The sequence below is a fragment of the Nostoc sp. ChiQUE02 genome (genome assembly GCF_034531305.2).
Classification (GTDB): Bacteria; Cyanobacteriota; Cyanobacteriia; order Cyanobacteriales; family Nostocaceae; genus Nostoc.
This window is the reverse complement of record NZ_JAVRBN020000028.1, coordinates 16,816-38,538: the sequence shown is the minus strand read 5'-3', so window position 1 is coordinate 38,538 and position 21,723 is coordinate 16,816. Positions and strand designations below refer to the sequence as shown.

Genomic DNA, 21,723 nt, shown 5'->3' with positions numbered 1-21,723 from the left:
GCTAGTTGCCACATCCCGGTGTTCTTCACCAAAACGCTCTCTAGCGGTTAATAAACTTTGTTTATACCAAGGTAAAGCTTGTTCGTAGGCTCCTTGACCTTGGTAAAATCTACCTAAGCCTGCAAAAGGGGAGATTAAATTCTTATCCCTTAACCAAGCTTGGTAAACTATGGCAGTTTCCCCAAGGTGAGGGATGGCAAGAGTTACTTTAGCAATTTCTATCAATGTGGGTGTCTGAGGAATATCTTTTGCTACGGCTACCATTGCTTGACAATAGCCGCGCTTAAGTTCGTTTGCTTCAGCCAAATCTTCTAACTTCTGCTGCAATAATTCCCGAATGCGTTCATGGATTTGGTAGGTGTCCTCTGCCAATTCTTGCAGCAAATAACGCTCAAATAAAATAGTGCAGTTAGCTTTAAAGTCAAATTCCAAATGGCTAGCACTTGCTGCTGATTCTACCAAAGACCAAGGGATAGGAGCCAAAGCAAACAAACTCAATAGACAAGCCAATTTCTGCGTCTCTGGTTCTAAGCTTTGCCAATTCAACTCAAAAGCTGCTGCTACACCAGACTCGCCTGCTGATGCTTGCTTTTGTAGGCGTGCGAGGATGTCTGCTAGCATAATACTCTCCCTGGCTCTCGGCACTGTGCTGCTATTTGGTAAAGTCCAATTGGTACATAATTTACAAATCGGCAAAGACCTTTAGCAAATTCTAATTCCTTCTCAACCCTATCTTTTCCCAGCAGGGTTGTTAATAATTCTAAGGCTCCATCTGCTGACAATTCACCTAGCGGCAGTGATGGATATGTTAACCCTGTATTTAGACGAGTGGTAATCAACACCTTAAACCGAGAACCTTTAGGTGGCAGATAGGGTTGAATTAGCTTCCAGTCTTTGACATCATCAAATATCAATAAAATTTTGCCAGCTTGCCACTTCTTCCAGCAATAATTAACTTGACCTGCTAGGCTTAAACCATCCGGTGGATTAAAGTTAGGTAAATTCACAACTCCAAACTCTACTAACTGGGTTCCCAAATCAATACCTTGGGGATTTAACCAACAACACCCGCCAGAATAATCTTCTAAATATTGCCACGAGTGTTGAATAGCTAACTCTGTTTTACCCACGCCACCTTGTCCAGTCACATCGGTAATAGCCACCACATCATTTGCTTGCAATAGCTGACGCAATTGTTCTATTTGCTCATCCCTGCCAACAAACTTACGAGCTTGACTCTGTGGGATATTATGCGGGATATCAAACGGATTGAAATGAGATTTTTCAATATCTCCATCCCAACTGCGGGAATAAAAATAAGTCGGCAGTTGTTTTTTATCTAAACTAATAAATCGCTGCTTAACTACCTCAGTAACTTCCTTCATATTTGGGGGGAAATTCCCATTAGCTGCGGTAAAAGCCTCTCTCACAGCTTGAGAAAAGTATCCTGTTTTATTTTCAGAATTTACCTTAGCTTGCTCTCCTTCCCGCGTAGCCAGTAACACAAATTGTTGACTATCTTGCTTTGGTTGACCACTCAAAAAAGCTTTCCCACCTAAATTAGTTGGTCTTCCCTTCGACTCTAAAACATAATTGGCACAGGCATCAATAATACAAATATGATTACGAATCTGAAATTTATCGGAACCCAACAAAACTAATAAAGAATTTAAATCTAAATTCTGCCAATTCTGTTTATTTGCATCAGCACAAAGTAACCGACGCTCTCGTTCTGAGGTAATCAAACCATGTCCCGCCCAAAAAATGTAGAGTAAATCCCCCGACTTTGGGGATAAAAAGTTAGTCACAATGTCAGAGATATTTTGCTCTGTTGCTAACTCTACAGTTAACCCACATTCCCCAATTAACTGATGATTTTCTTCCAGTACTGATAAACATAACCGGATATTCTCTTTTGGTACACCGTGCTGATGCAGCCAATGAGCAAATTTCAGCGCGTCATCGGCTGGCCCTCCACCTGGCACGTTCCAAGCAGTTTCGTGGTACTTTTCAATACCTACAATTAAGCCAAATGTCCGCTCAGGTTTAGCCATCAACTGCATGATGACCTAGCCTCTCACGTTATTAGGAATTACGCACAAGAGATCGCCTAACCCACTTAAAAAGGTAGCTTTTAGCGTTCCTCCTACGGTGTACACACAAGTCTGAAGTAGTTTAAGAAGCTGGTTTTTACCCCACCCTAACCCTCCCCTTGTAAAGGGGAGGGAACTAGATTTCCGGCTTCCCCCCTTTCCAAGGGGGGATTGAGGGGGGTAATTTGACTTGTCTGTACACCGTAGCCTTGTAGGGGAGAGATTTTGAATGGGGTTTTCTAGATACCGTAAAAAGTAAACCATTATGGCAACCTCGAAATAATCGCCTCCCAGGTTTTGGCATTTGTCCAATAAGCACCGTGGGAACGGGGAAACGGTTGTCTGCTATCCACTCGCACATCCTGGATTCTACTAGGGAAAATTCTATTACCCACGTAACTGAGAAAATCCCGTAAATCGTAGATATTCAACCATTGCGGGAAATGCTCTGGTAATAACTGCCCATATTCTAAGCTGTAGAGGGCGTTAATCTCATATAAAAATGGTGCTTGGGAACCAACTGTTACCAATAATTCCACCTGAGACAACTGCTGCTGCACTAGCAAATCTACACAAGCGATACCTCCCAAACTATGGGCGATTAAAACCACTGGCGGTTCTGCTTGGGCAATTTGTTGCTGGATAAACGCCCTGATTTTTTCACCCCGCGTCTGATACAACAAAATATCACCAGGCATAGGCGAAATTTTATCAGTTAACTCAAGGCGGTTTTCTCTGATATAATTTGTTCCGCCGTGCTGTGCTAGTTCAAAAAATGGCTTTAATAACCAGCCACCCAATCCTAACTCCGCCTCTCCCAAAGCCAGAGTCAGCAATTCCATAACTTCATCCCGCAATTGGGCATCGGTGAGTATGGGGGGAAATTTTTCTTGCTGTTCGCTAATAAACATTGCTTGAGCTACAACAGCTCTAGCTATTGGTGCATAATATTCACTCAAATCAGATTCAGAAACTGTGAGCAATGCCTGATGATACGGTTCACTGTGGATAACCGCCTCTCGTGCTGGCTCAAATACCTCTGCAATTCCCGCCTCTTGCAACTTAGCTTGCAGTTCCAATGTCGGAGTGAGACTTGCTACACGAGATTGTAAAACATCCCCTGGTTCTTCCCCAAAGGGATTTCCTGCCTCAACAGGTTTCAAGGACAACAGCCGTAATTCATACAGAGGATCGCGGTATAATTGCCCCCACAGTACAATCTCTGCGTCTTCTTCTCCTTGAGATAAAGCTAGTGTCGCATCTTCCAAGGGTACTGATGCCCGATTATCATTGAACCTTGCACCTAATACACCCCAAAGGCAGGGAAAAACTTTGATATCAGGACGTTGGGCGTGAATCTTTTGCTCAATTATCTGAAAGGTTTCGTTGTATTCTCGTTCCCTAATGCCTGTGCCATGTACAAATATTACGGTGGTCAAGTCGCTTCGCTCCAATTAAAAATTAAAAATTATTAATTAAAAATTGCAAGATGCTCTCTACAAGACGCTGCGCGAACATGGGAGAGGTTTCCTCCTGCCTCCTGCCCCCTGCCTTCTTTATTCACTTGGTTTATTAAAAACTTCTAAAATCTGTCGGCAAATTTGTTTGAGCTTATCCTCGATTTCACCAGAAGGCGAAGATGCGCCAACAACACTCCAGTTTTCTACCGTAGAAAGTCGCCACGCTTCACCGCGATGATCGAATCCAGCTACCTCCACGCCGATCGCACGCCGGGAATTATTGATGGGATCTTGGTAAAATCGGATTTGAATTAAAATACTGCGACTTCGCCAAGATTTACTAATACCAGGAAAGTGAAAGCCAATATCTATAGAATCTGGATCGACTAACTCCCTGGTTTCTGGGTCATTTTTCCAGGGTTTGAGATCGGATTTGGCATCAGGAAACTCGAATTTGAACAAATTAACCACCGTAGCAATGTTGCTGGCGAGTTCAAGGTTCGTTGCCTGTTCAGCTGCGTTCACTAAAAAACACTCCTATATCGCGTCGGCATCTTCAAGGATGTGAAGAGAGAAAAACCGCCAGAAGGCTTATATTATTGGTGTTTCAGCTTATCAAGAGCTTTGATATTTAGCAACTCTAAATCATACTTCCCTAACAATCCTCGTTACTAAACAGATGCCAAAAATCGCTTCTTTTTGGGACTGGCTAACACCTATTAAGTAATTGTACTTAAAAATTACTCCAAAGCAGACGGAACTCTGCTCTTTGGAAAAAATATCAATATTTTCTGCAAAATCCTTGGCTGACAAGAACGATTAACTGCGCTAGCGATCTAAAATGACACTGTGAATCGGTAAACAAAAAGCAATTAAGTTCAATATATGGTGCGTCAACGCTCGATTTTTTCATTTTTTCTAGTACTATTGGCCACATTCCTGATTAGTTGTGGTGGCCCTGGTGTTGCGATCGCACCTCCGACTTACACAGCATTACAACTTGAAAAAATTCAGGCTTATGTTCCTGAAATTCAGGCTGTGCGCGATCGCTCACAAGAGTTGACAACCCTGATTAAAAAAGGTGATTGGATCAATGTGCGTAACTTTATACATGGGCCCATAACAGAAGCAAGGCTGAACCTGACTTATGTCACTCCCAACCTTCTACCCAAAGACCAACCCAAAGCACGTCAAATAACGCGAGATTTGTTTAACGACCTGGTTAAACTTGATAAAGCTACTAGTGCTGGCAATCCTCTAGTTGCCTTGAATCAATCCCAAGCTGCTTTCGCAGAGATTGACAAATTCCTCGACCTGCTTCCTAAAACCAGCAGTGAAGCAGAGGCAAGTTAAGCGCAAGGTAAGATGAGCAAAGAGGATGAGGAGGATGAGGGAGAGTAAAAATTGCTCCCCCTGTTCCCTCATCTCCCGCATCTCCCCATGTTCGCCTCAAAACAGCAATGAGTCATGTAGTTATTATCGGTTGTGGTGTAGTTGGGGCTGCGATCGCTTATGAACTGAGTCTAGTAAAAGGGCTGAAAATTACAGTTTGCGATCGCCAACCACCAGCCCAAGCTTCCACGGGCGCTGCACTTGGCGTTTTGATGGGCGCAATCAGCCAAAAAATTAAGGGCAAAGCTTGGCAGATGCGAGAAACTAGCATCCAACGCTATGAAACTTTGATTCCCGAATTAGAAGCTTTAACTGGTCGCAAAATCCCTTTTAATCGCCAGGGAATTCTCAGTCTTGGTTTGGAAGAGGAGAATTTAGCAGCATGGGAAAAACTTGTAGAAATTCGCCACTCTCAAGGCTGGCATTTAGAAATATGGAACACGGCTAAACTCCAGAATATCTGTCCTCAAGTTGATTGCGAAAAAATTACTGGCGCTGTCTATTCTCCCCAAGATCGTCAACTCGATCCAACTGCTCTCACATTAGCTTTAGTTGAGGCCGCCCAGCAAAATGGTGTAACTTTCAAATTTGGCGTGACTGTTTTGGATGCCCAAACCTCACCACCAGATTCTTCTCCCCAATTTTGCAATCAATTTGAGACTACAGAAGGAAAAATAGCTGCAGATTGGTTTGTAGTCGCAGCAGGGCTAGGTTCAACACCACTGACGGCAAAATTAAATCAGATAATTGATATCCGCCCCGTACTTGGGCAAGCGTTGCAAATGCGTGTAGGACATCCATTAGGCAATCCCGACTTTCAGCCAGCGATAACAGGTAACGATGTGCATATTGTTCCTGTAGGCGGCGGAGATTATTGGGTGGGCGCAACAGTGGAATTTCCCAATAATGGAAATGAGATACCACCAAATCAAGAACTGCTGGAATCTGTTAGAAAACAAGCGATCGCATTTTGTCCAGAATTAGCCACAGCAAAAATTATCCGCACTTGGTCGGGGTTACGTCCCCGTCCTGAAGGTCGTCCAGCCCCAGTTATTGGTAAGTTGCCAGGGTTTAGTAACATCCTCCTAGCTACCGGACACTATCGCAACGGCGTTTTACTAGCACCCGCCACAGCTTATGCGATTCGTGAGATGATTATTTCTCAGGGAATGGGGGGATGAGAGGGAGCAGGGGAGGCAGAGGAGCAGAGGAGCAGGAGAAGAATAACAACTCAATTCCCACTTGCCCTGAGCGAAGCCGAAGGGATGCCCAATATAGGAAAAGAACGTGTCAATAACAGAACATAAAATCAATGTAGATTCACTGGAATGGTTTTATCGAGAATCTTTACCAATCGGCAGAACTGACTTAGCGCCCGTGTTGTTGTTACACGGCTTAGTTTCACAAAGTTACAGTTGGCGTAATATTATACCGGCTCTAGCGAATCAAGGTACAAGAGCGATCGCACCAGATTGGATTGGTTACGGCTTTTCTGCAAAACCAGAAAAACGAGATTTTGCTTATACTCCCGATGCTTTTATCACAGCTTTAGAAGGATTTGTTAAAGCTTTAGAACTTGAACATTTTTCTTTAGTTGTCCAAGGCTTTTTAGGTTCTGTAGGATTGCAATATGCTTTGCGTCATCCAGAACAAATTGCCAACTTAGCTATTTTAAATACACCAATATCAACTACTGCCAAATTACCCTGGAAAATTAAACAAATGGGTTTACCTTTGGTAGGCGAAGTAATGACTCAAGACCCTTTATTAGTTGACCGAACCCTAGAAGGTGGTAGCCGTTATCGCATAGGAGATAAGGAATTAGATATTTATCGAAAACCATTTTTGAAAAGTTCTTCATCTGGGCGGAGTCTGTTATCAAGTATTCGCAATTTACAGCTTGATTCAGCAATGACCGAAATTGAATCTGGTTTTAAAGAATGGCAACAGCCAATTCTGATTCAATGGGGGATGATTGACCCTTGGTTATCTGTAGACATTGCCCAAAAATTTACAGATTCAGCACCAAATACCGAATTAATAAAACTTAATAACGTTGGACATTATCCTCAAGAACATTACTACGAGACGATTTTGGAAGACCTTTTACCCTTTGTGCGTCGTAAAGATGCTCATTGACAATATACCTTTGGCAAAAATCGATATTATAAAAATGAAACCACAGATAAACACTGATGATTTATTTGTGGAAAAGAAATAAATTCTGGATTTTTGCCAGACTTATAATGTTATTTCAGACTGCATTTGTGAACTTTTTATTACCACTAAAAATGGTTCACAACCACAAGTAAAGGAGATGAGTATTCATGGCTTATTCTTGGTTTAAAGCATTTCATATTGTCGGATTTGTAGTTTGGTTCGCCGGTTTGTTCTACTTAGTACGCCTTTTTATCTATCACGTTGAAGCGAATCTTGAACCTGAACCAGCGCAAACGATATTGAAAAATCAATATCAAATTATGGAAAAGCGTCTCTACTATATCATCACGAATCCAGGAATGTACGTGACGATCGCAATGGCCATCGGTTTATTAACCACTGAACCGGACGTTTTAAAAGAGGGCTGGTTACATATAAAACTGCTGTTTGTTGCGATTTTAATTGGTTATCATCATTACTGCGCTCGGCTGATGAAGAAGTTAGCAGTAGGTGAATGTCGCTGGAATAGTCAGCAATTACGTGCTTTAAATGAAGCACCTACAGTTATGTTAGTAGCGATCGTCCTGCTGGCTGTATTTAAGAATAATCTACCTACAGATATAGCTGCTTGGGCTATTTTCGCCATGATTATTTTGATGGCAGTCACTATTCAACTTTACGCCAAAAAACGTAGGCAGGATAAAGAGAAATTGACGGCACAGATAGGGCAACCACAAGAACAAAGTTAGACAAAGTAAGGTAGCACCGCTGTGCTACCTTACTAAAGGTTGTATCACAACAACAAATACTACCAATTAACCATTACCTCATCCTGGAAACGTTTACAGTAAATCATCTCCAGGAATCACAGTAGTGTAAAAAGTATAATTGCGATTAGCCACATAACGGCGGTCTTGTTTAATAATCGCCATAAACTCTCTATGTCCCTCACGGGTACGTCCCACTAAACAACCCGCGCTGGCAAGACGAATATCATTCCGGGGAAAATCAAAGCCGTAGTGTTGATTTACATAAAAATTATCACCTGTATCAAGTTTGTCGCCAGTCCGTTTAAAATCTTGATTGAAATCTCTACAAACAGTTATATCTCCAACTTGCACTAATGCTTCGTGAGGCTCTGCTGTGCCGTGAGTACCAACAGCCCAAGCTTTGTATTGTCCAAACTGAATCCTAGCTGCTCCTTTGGGATTCATCGGATTATAAGTGTAGTACTTCCCTGGTTCTGTAGTAGCTTCCCAATGATCTACGATTTTGGGAACGCCATTTACTACTTCAATCACAATCCGCCGATCGTTAAATTGATTGGGTGTATCACTGTTGAGAGTCCAGTCTGCATCTATGCCCTCTACATAAACAATGTTGTATTCTTTCGGATTGGTAAATACCTGATAACCTTTGGATAGCATATATTTCACAATCTTACTAGCGATGTCATTGCCTAGTTTTAAGGCGGGTTTAGGAAGATCATCTATTTTGGTTTCAATTAGTTTCTTGGCTGTGACTGCTCCTAAAAAGCCACTCTCTTCAGTCTTTGTTAATTCTTGAAATTTTTTGAGAGATATCACAGAAACAGGGCCAAATTTCCCATCGGCTGGAGGTTCCAGCAAACCTAAGCCGATTAACAGTATTTGAATCTGACGTGCCAAGTCTGCATCTTCTGCGATCGCATCAAATGACCATTTCTCATCTTTTCCCAAGAAATCTTGTAGTTTCATTATGCACCTGCTTTCATTTACTGAGTTCTAAGTATAAACATCATTTTAAAAATTGATGTCGTCTAAAACTATACTCTAACGCAAAATATGATGTCATCTGGAGTCTGCAATCGCACGCACATTGCCTGAATGCAATCCTTGATACAGGGTACATTATTAATTAGCTTAATTTCTCTGCTGCGCGTCCAAGCAGCAACTCGTCGTCAGGCATCGCCTCTGTAAAACCCGAAATGACTAACGAAGAACTGCTGCAAATTATTGAACAAGCTGTCAGAGACAATGTGACAGAATTAGACCTTTCATTCAAAAGTTTAACAACACTGCCAACAGAAATTGGACGACTTACCAACCTGCGAACCCTCGACCTCTACAAAAATCAACTGAGCAGTCTGCCACCGGAAATTGGACAACTCATCAACCTACGATCGCTCTACCTCTACAACAATCAACTGAGCAGTCTGCCACCAGAATTTGTTCAACTCACCAATCTGCAATCCCTTGATCTCCACACTAATCAACTGAGCAGTCTGCCACCAGAATTTGGACAGCTCACCAATCTGCGATCGCTCAACCTCTACAACAATCAACTGAGCAGTCTACCACCGGAAATTGGAGAACTCACCAACCTGCAATCCCTCTACCTCGACAACAATCAACTGAGCAGTCTGCCAGCGGAAATTGGAAAACTCACCAACCTGCAATCCCTAGACCTCCGCAGTAATCAACTGAGCAGTCTGCCAGCGGAAATTAGAAAACTCAACAACCTGCGATCGCTCAACCTCAGCAGAAATCAACTGAGCAGTCTGCCAGCAGAAATTGTCCAACTCACCAACCTGCGATCCCTCTACCTCAACAGTAATCAACTGAGCAGTCTGCCAGCGGAAATCAGGCAACTGTCAAACCTGAAAAAGCTGGATCTTCGTAGAAATCCAGTCCCCATTCCACCTGAGATTTTGGGGTCGAAGAATTTATCACAAGAACCGGGTGATGTGAATGAAATTCTCGATTTCTATTTTCGGGTGCAAGATCCAATCGAAACAGAACCTTTATACGAAGCAAAATTCTTGATTATTGGCGAAGGAGGAGCTGGTAAAACCTCTTTAGCCAAGAAAATTGCAGATGAAACCTACAAACTCCAACCAGATGAGGAATCAACGGAAGGTATTGAGGTGATCCAGTGGCATTTTGCACTGCCCAATGGCAAAGATTTTCGCGTCAATATCTGGGATTTTGGCGGTCAGGAAATCTACCATCAAACACATCAGTTTTTCCTCAGCAAGCGTTCTCTCTATGCCTTAGTTGCCGACACTCGCAAAGAAAACACCGATTTTTACTGGTGGTTAAAAGTTGTCGAACTCTTGAGCGACAAAAGCCCAGTTATTATCATCAAAAACGAAAAACAAGACCGTCAGTGCGAAGTCGATGGGGGGCAGTTACGAGGAGAATTTGACAACCTGAAGGAAATTCTGGCAACCAATTTAGCTGATAATCGCGGTTTAGCGGAAATTAAAAAAGCTATTCAGTTATACATCAGTAATCTTGACCATGTTGGTACACCTCTACCAAAACTCTGGGTAAGAGTCAGAGCCGCTCTAGAGAACGATTCCCGAAATTACATCAGCTTTGAAGAATACTGTAACCTTTGCCGAGTCAATAATTTAACTGACCGTAAAGATATGCTGCGCTTGAGTAGCTATTTACATGACCTCGGCGTTTGCCTGCACTTTCAAGACGATTCTACACTCAAACACTACGTCATCCTCAAACCGGAATGGGGTACAACTGCCGTCTACAAAGTTTTGGACAGTCAAACTGTCAAGCAAAAGCTAGGTTGTTTTACCAAAGAAAACCTCAAAGATATTTGGCAAGACGGCGAATATGCAGATATGCGAGATGAACTCCTGCAATTAATGATGCGGTTCAAGCTTTGCTACGAAATTCCAGGTCGTCGTGACAATTATATTGCGCCTCAATTGCTTTCCATTGAAAAAGCTGATTACACGTGGGAGGATCGCAATAACTTTATCCTCCGCTACACCTATACATTCATGCCCAAAGGCATCCTCACCCGCTTTATTGTCGAAACGCACCCTTGGATTGAACAGCAAAAACTCGTTTGGAAAAACGGTGTTGTTCTCAACAAAGACCAAACTCGTGCTGAAATCATTGAAAACTACAATCAACGGGAAATTAAAATCCGTGTAGCCGGAAACCGTACAAAAGAATTAATGGCTGTCATCACCCATGAACTCGAAAAAATCCACAACTCTTATGAACGTTTGCAATATCAAACCCTAGTTCCTTGTAACTGCGAAAAATGTGAAGGAAGCCAAACTCCCTATAGTTATCCTCTGAACGAACTGCGTGAGTTCCTAGATGATGGTGCTTACCTAATTCAATGCAGGAAAAGCCGCCAAATGGTATATGTCCGCAGGTTAATTGATGATTTCATATTCCAACCCGATAGACCAGATAAGGAACTCAACCCTCAGATTGCACAGTTGCAAAACGAACTGGAACGAAAGCGAGATGAATCATTGACGCATCGGCTAAGAGATAGCAATCAAGAAGAAAAAGACATCATGAATAGTCAATCTGCAATGGAGTTCGAGAAGGAAATTTTCATCTCTTATGCTTGGGGTGGAGAAAGTGAGCAATTTGTCAATCAATTGGATGAGACTTTGCAGGCAAAAGGAATCAAAATCATCCGGGACAAACGCGATTTGGGCTACAAAGGACTAATCAAACCCTTCATGGAACGGATTGGACGCGGGAAATGTGCGATCGCAGTTATTAGTGACAAGTATTTAAAGTCTCCCAATTGTATGTTTGAGCTAGTGCAAATCGCTAAAAATGGTAAATTTTATGATCGAATTTTCCCAATTGTGTTAACAGATGCCCAAATTTATAAACCTGTTGCCAGACTTAAATATATTAAGCATTGGGAAGACGAAATTAAAGAATTAGACGAAGGGATGAGAGAAGTTGGTGCAGCTAATTTGCAGGGATTTCGTGAAGAAATTGACCAATACACCGAGATTCGCAACACGATCGCGGAACTAACCAACCTGCTAAAAGATATGAACACGCTCACCCCTGATATTCACAGCAAATCAGACTTTGAGGAATTGCTGAATGCGATCGCACAGCGTTTAGATGAGTAAAAATAACCTATTGGTTAAGCTCAGAGGTTGAGCAATGCCTCCGACGGGCTACACCTACGCCCTTTTAACTAGATAATTTGTGTTCTGGAGTGCAAGCTTTAAGCTCAGAAGTAGAATGATGAGGATAAAAGGTGCAACTTCGAGGATAAAAGGCGCAACTTCGAGGATAAAAGGTGCAAGTCCGAGGATAAAAGGTCAAGCGATCGCTCTTTTAACTCGACAATTGGTGTTAAAAGGTGCAATCTTCGAGTTCAGAGGTGGAATGATGAAGCTTTGAGGTGGAGCGATCGCATGATTGCTTAATCTTACGACTTAGAAGACAATTCAAACGCCATCTGCGAACGATAAAAACAGACATCAAATTCCAAGAAAAAATTCATGCGTCCTAAAAGTAACGGCACATTATCCGTGAGACTCCAAGCAAACACCAAGCGAACTGGTGCAAAACTAGCTATTTGAGCAGATAAAATTAACCCTTTTGCTTCAACTGGTGCTAGATTTCCAGCCAGTTGTACTGAGGTTGTTAGTTCTTCCCATACCGCCCCTAACTGAATACTTACACTGTAAGGTAAAACATTAATACTAGCTCCAGTATCCAATAAGCCTGAAACGTTGATGGCAGAATTTTTGTAGCTTAAGGTCAGAGGTAATAATGGTACTGCATCGATATCCCCAAACACATCACGGCTCTCTACAAAGGGAAATCTTTGTGAATTAAGCATCATTTACCTGTTTGTCTTCTTCTAGCAGTGCAGCTAGTTTCTGGGCAGCTTCATGGGAATTATACGGAGACCACACGTGATAAGTAGCTCCTGGCTGTAAGGACAATGCTTCTTCTTCAGTCGCTAGTTCTTGAACTAAAAACTGCATGACCTTGAGTTTATCTGCACGAGATAGCTTGTGCAAGGTTGGGAATAAATCTGCTGCGCTCATATCAAGTTGAAGATAACGATTAAGTACTTTTTATATTTTCACAACTACTATAAGGTGGTTACAAAGTTTGTGGCATCGCATCCTCAACAACAAGCGATCGCTCTTTTGAGTTGAAAAATGCCGTTCCAAGGTGCAATTTTTGAGTTTACAGGTGAAATTGTAAGTTTTTGAGACCGAGCGATCGCATCATCAACAACAGTTGAATGCACACCTTTAAGATGAATAAGACTGCAAATATTCTGCTAATCAAATAAGCGTCCCTAAAAACTTTTATTCTTATTCTTAAGAGATTCTAAGTTTTCACGAATCATAGTGTTACTAGGGTCGAGGCGAACAGCTATTTCCAGTTCTGCGATCGCTTTTTTTCGTTTCCCTTGAGCGTACAGTGTACCGCCTAAGTTATTGTAAGCCATTGCAAAGTTTGGGTCGAGGTGCAGGGCTTGCTTGTAAGAAATGATAGCTTGCTCCAACTTTCCTTGAGCTTCCAGTACAATCCCCAGATTATAGTGAGCAGCTACAAAGTTTGGGTCGAGGTGCAGGGCTTGGCGATACGCAGTGATCGCTTTTTTTCGTTTCCCTTGAGCGTACAGTGTACCTGCAAGGTTATGGTAAGCCATTGTAAAGTTTGGGTCGAGGTGCAGGGTTTGGTTGTAAGAGGCGATCGCTTGCTCCAATTTCCCTTGATCTTTCAAAGCATTCCCCAGATTATAGTGAGCGATTGCATAGTTTAGGTCGAGGTGCAGGGCTTGGCGGTAGCTAGCTATTGCTTCTTCCAACTTTCCTTGAGCTTTCAGCGCATTCCCCAGGTTATTATGAGCAATTACAAAGTTTGGGTTGAGGCGTAGGGCTTGGCAGTAGGCGGCGATCGCTTCTTCTAACTTCCCTTGATCGTACAGCGTAATCCCCAAGTTATTGTGAGCGAATACAGAATTAGGGTCAAGACCGAGAGCTGCTTTATATTTGATAACTGCTTCCTCTAACTTTTTATTTTCGTACAAACGATTTGCTTTGTTTATCAAGCTTGTGACTTGATATTGGCGATCTTCTAATTCTGGTGCATTTTGTTTTGCGGTTGAGGAATTCGAGTTAGCAGCTAATTGCGCCGCCTCTCGAATTCCTTTCACAACCTCCAAGAATGCCTCATCTCGATCGCTCCAGCTTTTGATCGGTTTGCGATTACGAGGCAGGGGTGACAATTTATCAATGGGAGGATTGTCCCAATCTGCATAGCGTAGCAATACCGGAATCACACGAGCCTTACCTGCGGCATTTTGTTCTAAAGCTCGTGTAACTTCAATTGTCCAGTGATAGTCTGAAGCAATAAAATCTGGACTCACCAACAGTAGAATTAGCCCAGCCCGTTTAAGGTACTTATTAATTTCATCTTGAAACTCTTGCCCAGCAATAATTTCGCGCTTATGCCAACTGGTAATAAGTTTTTCCCGCAGCAAAGTCGCTAGATGCATCTCTAACTCTTCGCGCAGTTCTTCATCTTTTTGGTGATAAGAAATAAAAACTTCAATAGACTTCATAGGGAATATGGCAAGACGTTGGCTGGTTTAAAAGAAAACTACAAAAGCTTTTGCTCGATTTCCTCAAGCTGCCGGTTTAATCTATTTTGTTCTGTTTGGGTTTCCTGAATTTGCACCTCTAGCTTCAGCTTTGTAGATACATCGGTTTCAATGGCGTATGCTTGGCGCAGCCGACCTAATTTTTGGCTAACGAGATCATATTGTTGTTGTAGAGAATCCCGTTTCTCTCCCAATCTATGACGTTGACCATCAGTTAAACCCCACTCGTTGCAGGAGGGCTGGAAGTTGCCAGTGTACTAGTTCCAGAAGCAGTTGAGGAGGAGGGTTTTGATTTCGCCATTTCCTCAACTACTCTGCGAATTCCTTGAGCAACATTTAAAAAAGCCTCATCTTGGTCTTGCCAGGTAGTGACAGGTTTAGCATTTTTGGGGAGTGCTTGCAGTTTACCAAAAGGCGCACCATTCCAGTCTGTCGGCTTAAGAATAATCGGAATTACCCGAGCTTCCCGCGTTTCATGTCGCTCCATTGCCCGTGTCATTTCTTTGTCGTAGCAGTAATCTGAAGCCAGAAAGTTAGCACTTACCAGCAGCAGAATGATATCTGCAAGTTCAAGATTGTCATCGATCGCATTTGCCCATTCACTCCCAGCACTGATTTCGCGATCGTGCCAAGCTTCAATAACTCCTTGACGTTTCATCATGCTCAGATGAGTTGCCAGTTCGTCTCGCAACACTTCATCTTTGTGGGAGTAGGAAAAAAATACTTTAACCGCATTAGACATATTCTTAAATCTACTTGACTCAATAGCTGTATAGGACTATATCAAATTAATTTTTTCAGAATAAAAGCCCAAACGCAGAATATTTATTTAATGTGAGTTCAACGGGTTATATAGTGTCAGTCTAATCAGCCTAATAAAAAAGATTTTACTAGGCAAAATCTGTCCCTCTTTGCATTGGAGAAGGACAGATTGTAATAAAAGTTTAAGGCAGCGAGAGGTTTGATAACTAATTACTTAATTTGCGGATGAGCATCTTGTCCATCACAACAAACTAAGGTTAGGTGTAGCTGAAGTTTTAGCCTGGTAAGCCTTTTTGACACCAACCCAATTACTAGCAATTGGCATTCGCCAACCAGTTCCAAAGGCGCGATCGGTAATTTTTAATCCGGGGGGTGCTTGTCGCCGTTTAAATTCAGCCCGCGCTACCATTTGGATTACTCTATCTACAATCACCGGATCGTGACCGGCTGCAACAATCTGTACTGCTGATTGGTGGTTGTGAACCAGGCGTTGCAAAATATCGTCCAAAATTTCGTAAGGCGGTAGAGAGTCTTGATCCACTTGGCCTGGTTTGAGTTCGGCGCTGGGTGGTTTAGTCAAAACGTTTTCCGGGATGATTTCATTATTGCGATTTAACCAATGGCAAAGTGAATACACACGGGTTTTAGGAACATCTGCAATTACTGCTAACCCACCATTCATATCACCGTAGAGAGTACAGTAACCCACAGCCATTTCTGATTTGTTACCGGTAGATAAAAGCAGATAGCCAAATTTATTAGCGATCGCCATTAATAAATTACCGCGAATCCGAGATTGGATATTCTCTTCTGCCAGCCCAAACTCTGTACCCGCAAACAAATCATCTAATGTTTGATCGAAGCCTTGCATTAACTCGCCAATTGGTAAAAGATCAGTCTTAATCCCCAAATTTTCGGCTAGTGCTACAGCATCGCTAATGGAATGCTCTGAACTGTAAGGGGAAGGCATGAGAACACCGAGGACATTTTCTTTACCAAGTGCAGCAGCTGCGATCGCAGCTACTATGGCAGAGTCAATCCCGCCACTTAAACCCAAAACTACTTTAGAAAAGCGACATTTGCGGGCATAATCTCGCACACCCAAAACCAAAGCTTGCCAAATTTCTTCATCTTCTGATTCATAGACAGGTGCTACAGAACCCAACTGCAAATCCTGCTGTGTTTCATCAAATTCCACTAACACTAAATCGGTGTCAAAACCACGAGCACGACACATAACTTCACCTTGACGATTCAAGGCAAAACTACGCCCATCAAAAATTAGGTCATCATTTCCGCCAACCTGATTAGCATAAATAATCGGTTGTTGAAAACGTACTGCACTATGCCTGAGCATAGTTTCGCGAAACTGCTGCTTGCCGACAGTGTAAGGAGAAGCAGATAAATTTACAATCAAATCTACACCCAAAATTGTTAAGTCAGCAATCGGATTTACTGTATAACTCCGTTTGCCCCAAAATTCCTCATCGTTCCATAAGTCTTCGCAAATAGTTACGCCAATATCGATATTATCTAAAGTGAAATAATTAGCTTGCAAGCCTGGTTCAAAATAGCGACGTTCGTCAAATACATCGTAAGTAGGCAAAAGTCGCTTGTGAAAAATTTGCTTGATCTTGCCATTCTCTAACAAAGCTATGCTGTTAAATAAGGTTTTACCGCCAGTAATAGATGCTTCGAGGTTCTGTTCAACAGTTCCTACCAACACAGCTAAATTTGGCGGTAAATCTTGAGCTAAGTTTTGTAAAGTAATGCCCATCGCTTCCACAAAACTAGGATTTAGTAATAAATCCCTTGGTGGATAGCCACACAAAGAAAGTTCTGGTGTCAACAACAAACGCGCGCCGCTAGATGCTGCTCGTTGTGCCGCCTCTAGGATTTTTTGGGCATTTAAAAGCAAATCACCGATAGTAGGATTAATTTGAGCGATCGCAATTTTCATATTATTTGTTATTAGTCATTGGTCATTTGTCATTTGTCAAGAGTCATAAGTTACTCTGGACTGAAGACTTTTAACTCTGGACTTGGGGTAGAGATTGATTAAATAAACACCAAAGGTTTATCTTTTAAGGGAGCAAAAGCTTCCGCGTCAAACTTATACAAGCTAGCTGGACGACCAGCACCCCGTGATACCTTAATTCCGGTATCGCATAAAAAACCTAACTTGAGTAGACGCGCCCGAAAATTAGAATAGTCGGAAAAGTTATCACCTAAAACTGTGGCGTATAACTGATATAAATCATTCAAGGTGAACATTTCTGGCAAGACTTCAAAAGCTACCGGGCTATACTCTAATTTATTTCGCAACCGCCTGTGTCCATAAGCCAGAATTTCATTATGGTCAAAAGCTAATTGCGGCACTTCTTTGACTGGATACCAAGCTATGCCAGTCATGCGATCGGCTATCAATTCGGCTTCCTCAAATCGCACTAGGGCAAAGTAACTAACTGATAGATAACGCACACCATAACTATCGGTTGCTTCCCGTGGATCGCGATTCGGCCCGCCAAATGTATACAGTTGCTCTAAATAGAGATTGTTGACCTTAATTTTCTCCGCCATAATGCGATAAGCGGCATCTTCTAAAGACTCTCCTGGACGTACCAAAGTACCGGGAAGACTCCAATGATTTAAAAATGGTTCTTGCTGTCGCATTACTAGGAGAACTAACAGCCGATTTTGTGCAGTATCTACAGAAAAAATTACATTATCGACACCAACCTTGAAATCGGCCAAAGGTTGTTGGTTTAGCGGAGTTGGTATCTTTTTTTGGGAACGTCCTGGCATTCGTACAAATGCTCTCGATTAATATAGGCAACTACAGGGGCTGTGAGGGCTTGGGGATCTCCATGTTCGCGGTACGCTGTTGAGGAAACATCTAGACCGGTCAGACTAGCGATCGCAATTTTCCCTCCCAGCTTTTGCACTACCTCTGAACTAGACTCATCTATTGCATATCCGGGTCGCGGTACGATCAGTAGTTGCACTTCCTGTAACAAATCTTCAATGCGATACCAACGTGGTAGCTGACTCAGTAAATCTGAACCAATAATCAACGTCAATTCAGCGTCTTCACCCCAAGTAAGCTTTGCTTTTTCCACTGTTTCCAGTGTTCTGAAGCTACTCAATTCTTGTTCCAAAGCAATATTGTGCCGTGGTGCGTCTATATCCGCAATTAACAATCGCAACATTGCCGCCCGATGTTCTAAGGGTGTTTGATGGGACTTAAATGGATTATCCGCTGCCCAAACCGCTACCCAATCATAACGCTCAGACAACCAACTCAGAATTTTTTGATGTCCAGCAGTTGGTGGATCGGCACTAGTACCAAACAAAGCAATTTTCATACTAATTCGTAATTCGTAATGACGCTTGATGACTCGCTAGCGTTGCGCTAACGTAATTCGTAATTAAGACACACTGAAAAAGTACTTTTACCTCTGTGTACTCAGCGCTTCTGCGGTTCTTCTCTTAGTTGCTTCAGTCAACACCCGTAACCCCTCAGAAATCTCCACTTGCACCGCGACAGGATGATCCAAACGCCGTGTTTCCTGTGGCAAACTGGCAACTGAGGTGGCGGTACGCTGACGAATTGTTGCCAACGACTCCAACGGCTGCACCTGTTGACCTTCCTGCACTACTAACTGCAACAAAGGTTCTTCTTCCAGAGAACTTTCACCTAAAAGCCCTAACCTGTCTGCTTTTACCTTACCTCCCGTATACGAGCGAAAAATCTGCTTGCGCCCTGGATAAGTAACTTTACCACTAGACTGCTTCATCACTGGGATGCCATCAATGTCTACAAGTTTATAGACTCCATTTACAGGCGAACCTGTAACTAGTCGCGTTCCCAGTCCGTAACCATCAATTTGGGCACCAGCAGCTTTTAATCTGGCAATTTCCCACTCGTCTAAGTCACCACTGGCAAAAATTGGCACACCAGGAAGGAGCGATCGCACCTGTTTTGATAAGGTAACTAAATCTCCTGAGTCCAATCTCACTCCTGTTAATTGCATTTCCCCGGAATTTACTTTTTCGGCCAAGCGCCCGGCAGCAGCAACGGTATCGTAAGTATCAATCAGCAATGGCGCACCCGGAAAATATCGATGAAATGCACTAAAAGCTTGTTCTTCAGTGCCTTCTATTGCTGACAACGCCATCACCAGGGCGTGTGCCATCGTACCACTTGGCTTTTGTCCCAGTTGTAGCGCTGCTAACACATTGGAAGTGGAATCTAACCCACCCGCCAACGCCGCCCGCGCCGCCCACAAAGCAGCCTGTGGACTAAATGCTCGTCTGGTGCCAAATTCTAAAAGTGTTGCTGATTCCCCCGCTACATCCCGCAACCGGGCTGCTTTTGTGGCAATCAAAGTCTGGTAATTAATCGTATTCAGGAGGTAAGTTTCCACTAGTTGCGCTTGCCAAAGAGGTGCTTCCACCCGCAACAGTGGCTGATTGGCAAACACAGCCGTTCCTTCCGGTACTGCCCAAACATCACCCGTAAATTTTCCCTCAGCTAAAAGTGACCAAAAGCGATCGCCTGCGTGAGCAAAAATTCCTGTTGCCTGTAATGCCGCAATTTGCGAGGGACTAAAGCGGATTTTGGCTAAATATTCCAATGCCTGCGTCAGCCCCATTGCAATTAAATAACCAAAACCCTCTGGCAATCGTCTGACAGACAATTCAAAGCTTGCCCGTCGTTGTTCTATACCTTCGCCTGTGTAACAAGCTGCCATCGTCAACTGGTAAAGGTCGGTCAGTAAGCTGTAGTCATCCGCAGAGAGGTTTAGTTCCTGGTTCTGCTGGCTTTGCTGTTTATGTACATAGTCCAAATCTGGCAAAAAAGTTGTCATGCAAGAGCTTCCTTACAAGATGCTTCTTCTATTTATGGTAATATTTACCATAAATAATGTCAACTCCCGACAAGTATATTTTAGAGATTGCCGTATAACAGTAGGTTTACAGGTAAATTAATACTAGCTTTATAAAATATTTAATATTTTTTAATAGTAAAAGCTAGCAATAATGTTAATCTGGCAAGGCGGTTAATGAAAAGAAAAATATCCTGTCAGAGCGAGTTTGTTTGTCAGCCTCTTTCCCAGACTGGGTTTGGATAAATAACTATGTTACAATTAGAATCAAAGCGAAAAGTTTGATTTTTTGACAAGCTAAAGTATTGCAAACTTATCTGAATAAACATTGCATATATTCTCAATATATTGAGAACAAGAGCAAGCCTTGAATATCAGCATTAGAGTATAGGTATCACAATTAAAGCGACTCGAAAAAAGGAGTCCAATATTATGGCTATTTCCCAAATCATTGCGAATATAACCCAGTATATTTCTGAAGCTGCAATGCGGATTTTTGGCCCTACAGATGATGCTTATCCTGCTATTGGTGTACAACCTTTCACAGGTGAGCCTTACGATAAACGTACAGCTGATACTTGGTAGGTGCTAATACGGTATTCAAAAACAATACAGGAGTTAAAATTCAGAATTCAGGCGGGGACAATTAACGGAGAATTCAGGCAAGCCAAATAATAGAAAACCAGTAAATTGTAGATTTAGCTCCGTACTTAAACCCTTTTATTGAAAAGTAGTGGCGTATTGCAATACGCCACTATCCAATTCCTTCTGCATTCTGGCTCCTGATAAATAGATATCTTGCAAAAATTCGATAGTAATCAGAGTTGCAATTGATGATATAGACTATTTGGCAACAGATCGCCCAGCGATAAAGATTTGTTGTGCGGTTAGTTGTAAGTTGGGAAAGATTGAGGAAATAAGTTGCTCGTTGTTTTGAAACAACACTTTTTGATACTCATCCTCTATTAGGGTACAAATTGTCACCGTTGGCTGTTTGGGCTTGCCAATATATTCTCTGCCACCAATACCCAGATAATCAACAATCCAATATTCAGGAACTCCTAATAAGGCGTAATCTTCAACCTTACGAGCGTAATCGTTCTGCCAATTTGTGCTAACAACTTCAGCAATCAGTTTGATTGAGTTTCCTGATGTAATTACAGGTTGTTGTTGCCATAATGGTTCATTAATTAATTGAGTTTGGTCTAACACGATCGCATCGGGACGAAAAGCTGTTTCTGTTCCTAATAGTTTGATTAGACAGCGATGGGGGATAAAGTAGCTTAGATCCTGACGATCAATTACTACATTCAGTTTTCGACCAATCAAGGCAGATACTTGCTCGTGTGGGCCGGTTGGTTCCATCTCAATTAATTCACCATCAATTAGTTCATAGCGATCGCACTCACCGTACTGGCTAATAAATTCATCAACGGTTAGAACTTTTGGGGCTGATTGAACCATTGTGATTATTCCTCATGATTTGGTGCTTGCTATGGTAGGCAAAAAAAATGGCATTGAAAAAAGCAAGTAAGTTTAAGGCGTGACGTTAAACCTCACGCC

Annotated in this window: 23 protein-coding genes; 7 read left to right on the top strand and 16 right to left on the bottom strand. The window is 42.4% G+C overall.

All coding sequences use genetic code 11. The features are described from left to right. From RM347_RS24545 to RM347_RS24530, 4 genes are all read right to left on the bottom strand, one after another. Window positions 1-621: tetratricopeptide repeat protein (locus tag RM347_RS24545; RefSeq protein ID WP_428850606.1), on the bottom strand; the 621-nt coding region annotated here is incomplete at its 3' end. Further along, window positions 615-2,063, bottom strand: coding sequence for a caspase family protein (locus tag RM347_RS24540; RefSeq protein WP_322718477.1), 1,449 nt, complete (start codon window positions 2,061-2,063; stop codon window positions 615-617). The genes RM347_RS24540 and RM347_RS24545, both read right to left, overlap by 7 nt. A 293-nt stretch (window positions 2,064-2,356) precedes the next feature. Continuing rightward, the gene (locus RM347_RS24535; protein ID WP_322718476.1) at window positions 2,357-3,532 is read right to left on the bottom strand and encodes a hypothetical protein; all 1,176 of its coding nucleotides are present in this window, start codon (window positions 3,530-3,532) and stop codon (window positions 2,357-2,359) included. Between the two features lie 117 nt (window positions 3,533-3,649). Beyond that, entirely contained in the window at window positions 3,650-4,078 is a 429-nt protein-coding gene (locus RM347_RS24530) for a hypothetical protein (RefSeq protein ID WP_181928534.1), read from the bottom strand. Window positions 4,079-4,438: 360 nt separating this feature from the next. On the opposite strand from RM347_RS24530, the gene psbQ reads away from it, so the two are divergent. The 4 genes from psbQ (at window position 4,439) to hemJ (ending at window position 7,854) form a co-directional block, all read left to right on the top strand. Further along, window positions 4,439-4,906: a photosystem II protein PsbQ gene (psbQ, locus tag RM347_RS24525; RefSeq protein ID WP_322718475.1), complete on the top strand. Its 468-nt coding sequence runs from the start codon at window positions 4,439-4,441 to the stop codon at window positions 4,904-4,906. Between the two features lie 107 nt (window positions 4,907-5,013). Continuing rightward, a complete protein-coding gene (locus RM347_RS24520) occupies window positions 5,014-6,126 on the top strand; it encodes an NAD(P)/FAD-dependent oxidoreductase (RefSeq protein ID WP_322718474.1) in 1,113 nt (370 codons plus the stop codon). Between the two features lie 106 nt (window positions 6,127-6,232). Then, window positions 6,233-7,084, top strand: a complete 852-nt coding sequence (locus RM347_RS24515; protein ID WP_322718473.1) for an alpha/beta fold hydrolase — start codon at window positions 6,233-6,235, stop codon at window positions 7,082-7,084. A gap of 188 nt (window positions 7,085-7,272) precedes the next feature. After that, window positions 7,273-7,854: a protoporphyrinogen oxidase HemJ gene (gene hemJ / locus RM347_RS24510; RefSeq protein WP_322718472.1), complete on the top strand. Its 582-nt coding sequence runs from the start codon at window positions 7,273-7,275 to the stop codon at window positions 7,852-7,854. 93 nt (window positions 7,855-7,947) lie between these two features. On the opposite strand, the gene RM347_RS24505 is transcribed toward hemJ, so the two are convergent. Continuing rightward, complete coding sequence (locus tag RM347_RS24505; RefSeq protein WP_322718471.1) at window positions 7,948-8,841, bottom strand: peptidoglycan-binding protein; 894 nt, start codon at window positions 8,839-8,841, stop codon at window positions 7,948-7,950. Window positions 8,842-9,071: 230 nt separating this feature from the next. Here RM347_RS24505 and RM347_RS24500 point away from each other — a divergent pair, with 230 nt between their 5' ends. Beyond that, window positions 9,072-12,005, top strand: coding sequence for a COR domain-containing protein (locus tag RM347_RS24500; RefSeq protein ID WP_428850605.1), 2,934 nt, complete (start codon window positions 9,072-9,074; stop codon window positions 12,003-12,005). 115 nt (window positions 12,006-12,120) lie between these two features. Beyond that, window positions 12,121-12,282, top strand: coding sequence for a hypothetical protein (locus tag RM347_RS24495; protein ID WP_322718469.1), 162 nt, complete (start codon window positions 12,121-12,123; stop codon window positions 12,280-12,282). A 28-nt stretch (window positions 12,283-12,310) separates the two neighbouring features. Here RM347_RS24495 and RM347_RS24490 read toward each other — a convergent pair whose 3' ends face one another. The 10 genes from RM347_RS24490 to RM347_RS24445 form a co-directional block, all read right to left on the bottom strand. After that, window positions 12,311-12,727 carry a retroviral-like aspartic protease gene (locus RM347_RS24490; RefSeq protein ID WP_322718516.1) on the bottom strand — a complete coding sequence of 139 codons (417 nt, stop codon included), beginning with the start codon at window positions 12,725-12,727 and terminating at the stop codon, window positions 12,311-12,313. Beyond that, window positions 12,720-12,938, bottom strand: coding sequence for a hypothetical protein (locus tag RM347_RS24485; protein ID WP_322718468.1), 219 nt, complete (start codon window positions 12,936-12,938; stop codon window positions 12,720-12,722). Before RM347_RS24485 ends, RM347_RS24490 begins: the two co-directional genes overlap by 8 nt. Window positions 12,939-13,021: 83 nt before the next feature. Continuing rightward, complete coding sequence (locus tag RM347_RS24480; protein WP_322718467.1) at window positions 13,022-13,147, bottom strand: hypothetical protein; 126 nt, start codon at window positions 13,145-13,147, stop codon at window positions 13,022-13,024. A gap of 51 nt (window positions 13,148-13,198) precedes the next feature. Then, complete coding sequence (locus tag RM347_RS24475) at window positions 13,199-14,470, bottom strand: toll/interleukin-1 receptor domain-containing protein (protein WP_322718466.1); 1,272 nt, start codon at window positions 14,468-14,470, stop codon at window positions 13,199-13,201. A 38-nt stretch (window positions 14,471-14,508) separates the two neighbouring features. After that, window positions 14,509-14,703, bottom strand: a complete 195-nt coding sequence (locus RM347_RS24470) for a hypothetical protein (RefSeq protein WP_416211897.1) — start codon at window positions 14,701-14,703, stop codon at window positions 14,509-14,511. 20 nt (window positions 14,704-14,723) lie between these two features. Beyond that, window positions 14,724-15,251, bottom strand: a complete 528-nt coding sequence (locus tag RM347_RS24465) for a toll/interleukin-1 receptor domain-containing protein (RefSeq protein WP_322718465.1) — start codon at window positions 15,249-15,251, stop codon at window positions 14,724-14,726. A gap of 261 nt (window positions 15,252-15,512) precedes the next feature. After that, on the bottom strand, window positions 15,513-17,231 hold the full coding sequence (locus RM347_RS24460; protein ID WP_322718464.1) for an NAD+ synthase: 1,719 nt from the start codon (window positions 17,229-17,231) through the stop codon (window positions 15,513-15,515). 98 nt (window positions 17,232-17,329) lie between these two features. Beyond that, window positions 17,330-18,076: an NUDIX hydrolase gene (locus tag RM347_RS24455; RefSeq protein ID WP_190895956.1), complete on the bottom strand. Its 747-nt coding sequence runs from the start codon at window positions 18,074-18,076 to the stop codon at window positions 17,330-17,332. Then, the gene (locus tag RM347_RS24450; protein WP_322718463.1) at window positions 18,037-18,636 is read right to left on the bottom strand and encodes a nicotinate-nucleotide adenylyltransferase; all 600 of its coding nucleotides are present in this window, start codon (window positions 18,634-18,636) and stop codon (window positions 18,037-18,039) included. Before RM347_RS24450 ends, RM347_RS24455 begins: the two co-directional genes overlap by 40 nt. 87 nt (window positions 18,637-18,723) lie before the next feature. Next, window positions 18,724-20,142, bottom strand: coding sequence for a nicotinate phosphoribosyltransferase (locus RM347_RS24445; RefSeq protein WP_322718462.1), 1,419 nt, complete (start codon window positions 20,140-20,142; stop codon window positions 18,724-18,726). A gap of 450 nt (window positions 20,143-20,592) precedes the next feature. Between RM347_RS24445 and RM347_RS24440 the strand changes: the two genes are divergently transcribed. Then, window positions 20,593-20,745: a hypothetical protein gene (locus RM347_RS24440; RefSeq protein ID WP_322718461.1), complete on the top strand. Its 153-nt coding sequence runs from the start codon at window positions 20,593-20,595 to the stop codon at window positions 20,743-20,745. Window positions 20,746-21,003: 258 nt separating this feature from the next. Here RM347_RS24440 and RM347_RS24435 read toward each other — a convergent pair whose 3' ends face one another. Next, window positions 21,004-21,624 carry a Uma2 family endonuclease gene (locus tag RM347_RS24435; RefSeq protein ID WP_322718460.1) on the bottom strand — a complete coding sequence of 207 codons (621 nt, stop codon included), beginning with the start codon at window positions 21,622-21,624 and terminating at the stop codon, window positions 21,004-21,006. Window positions 21,625-21,723: the final 99 nt, after the last annotated feature.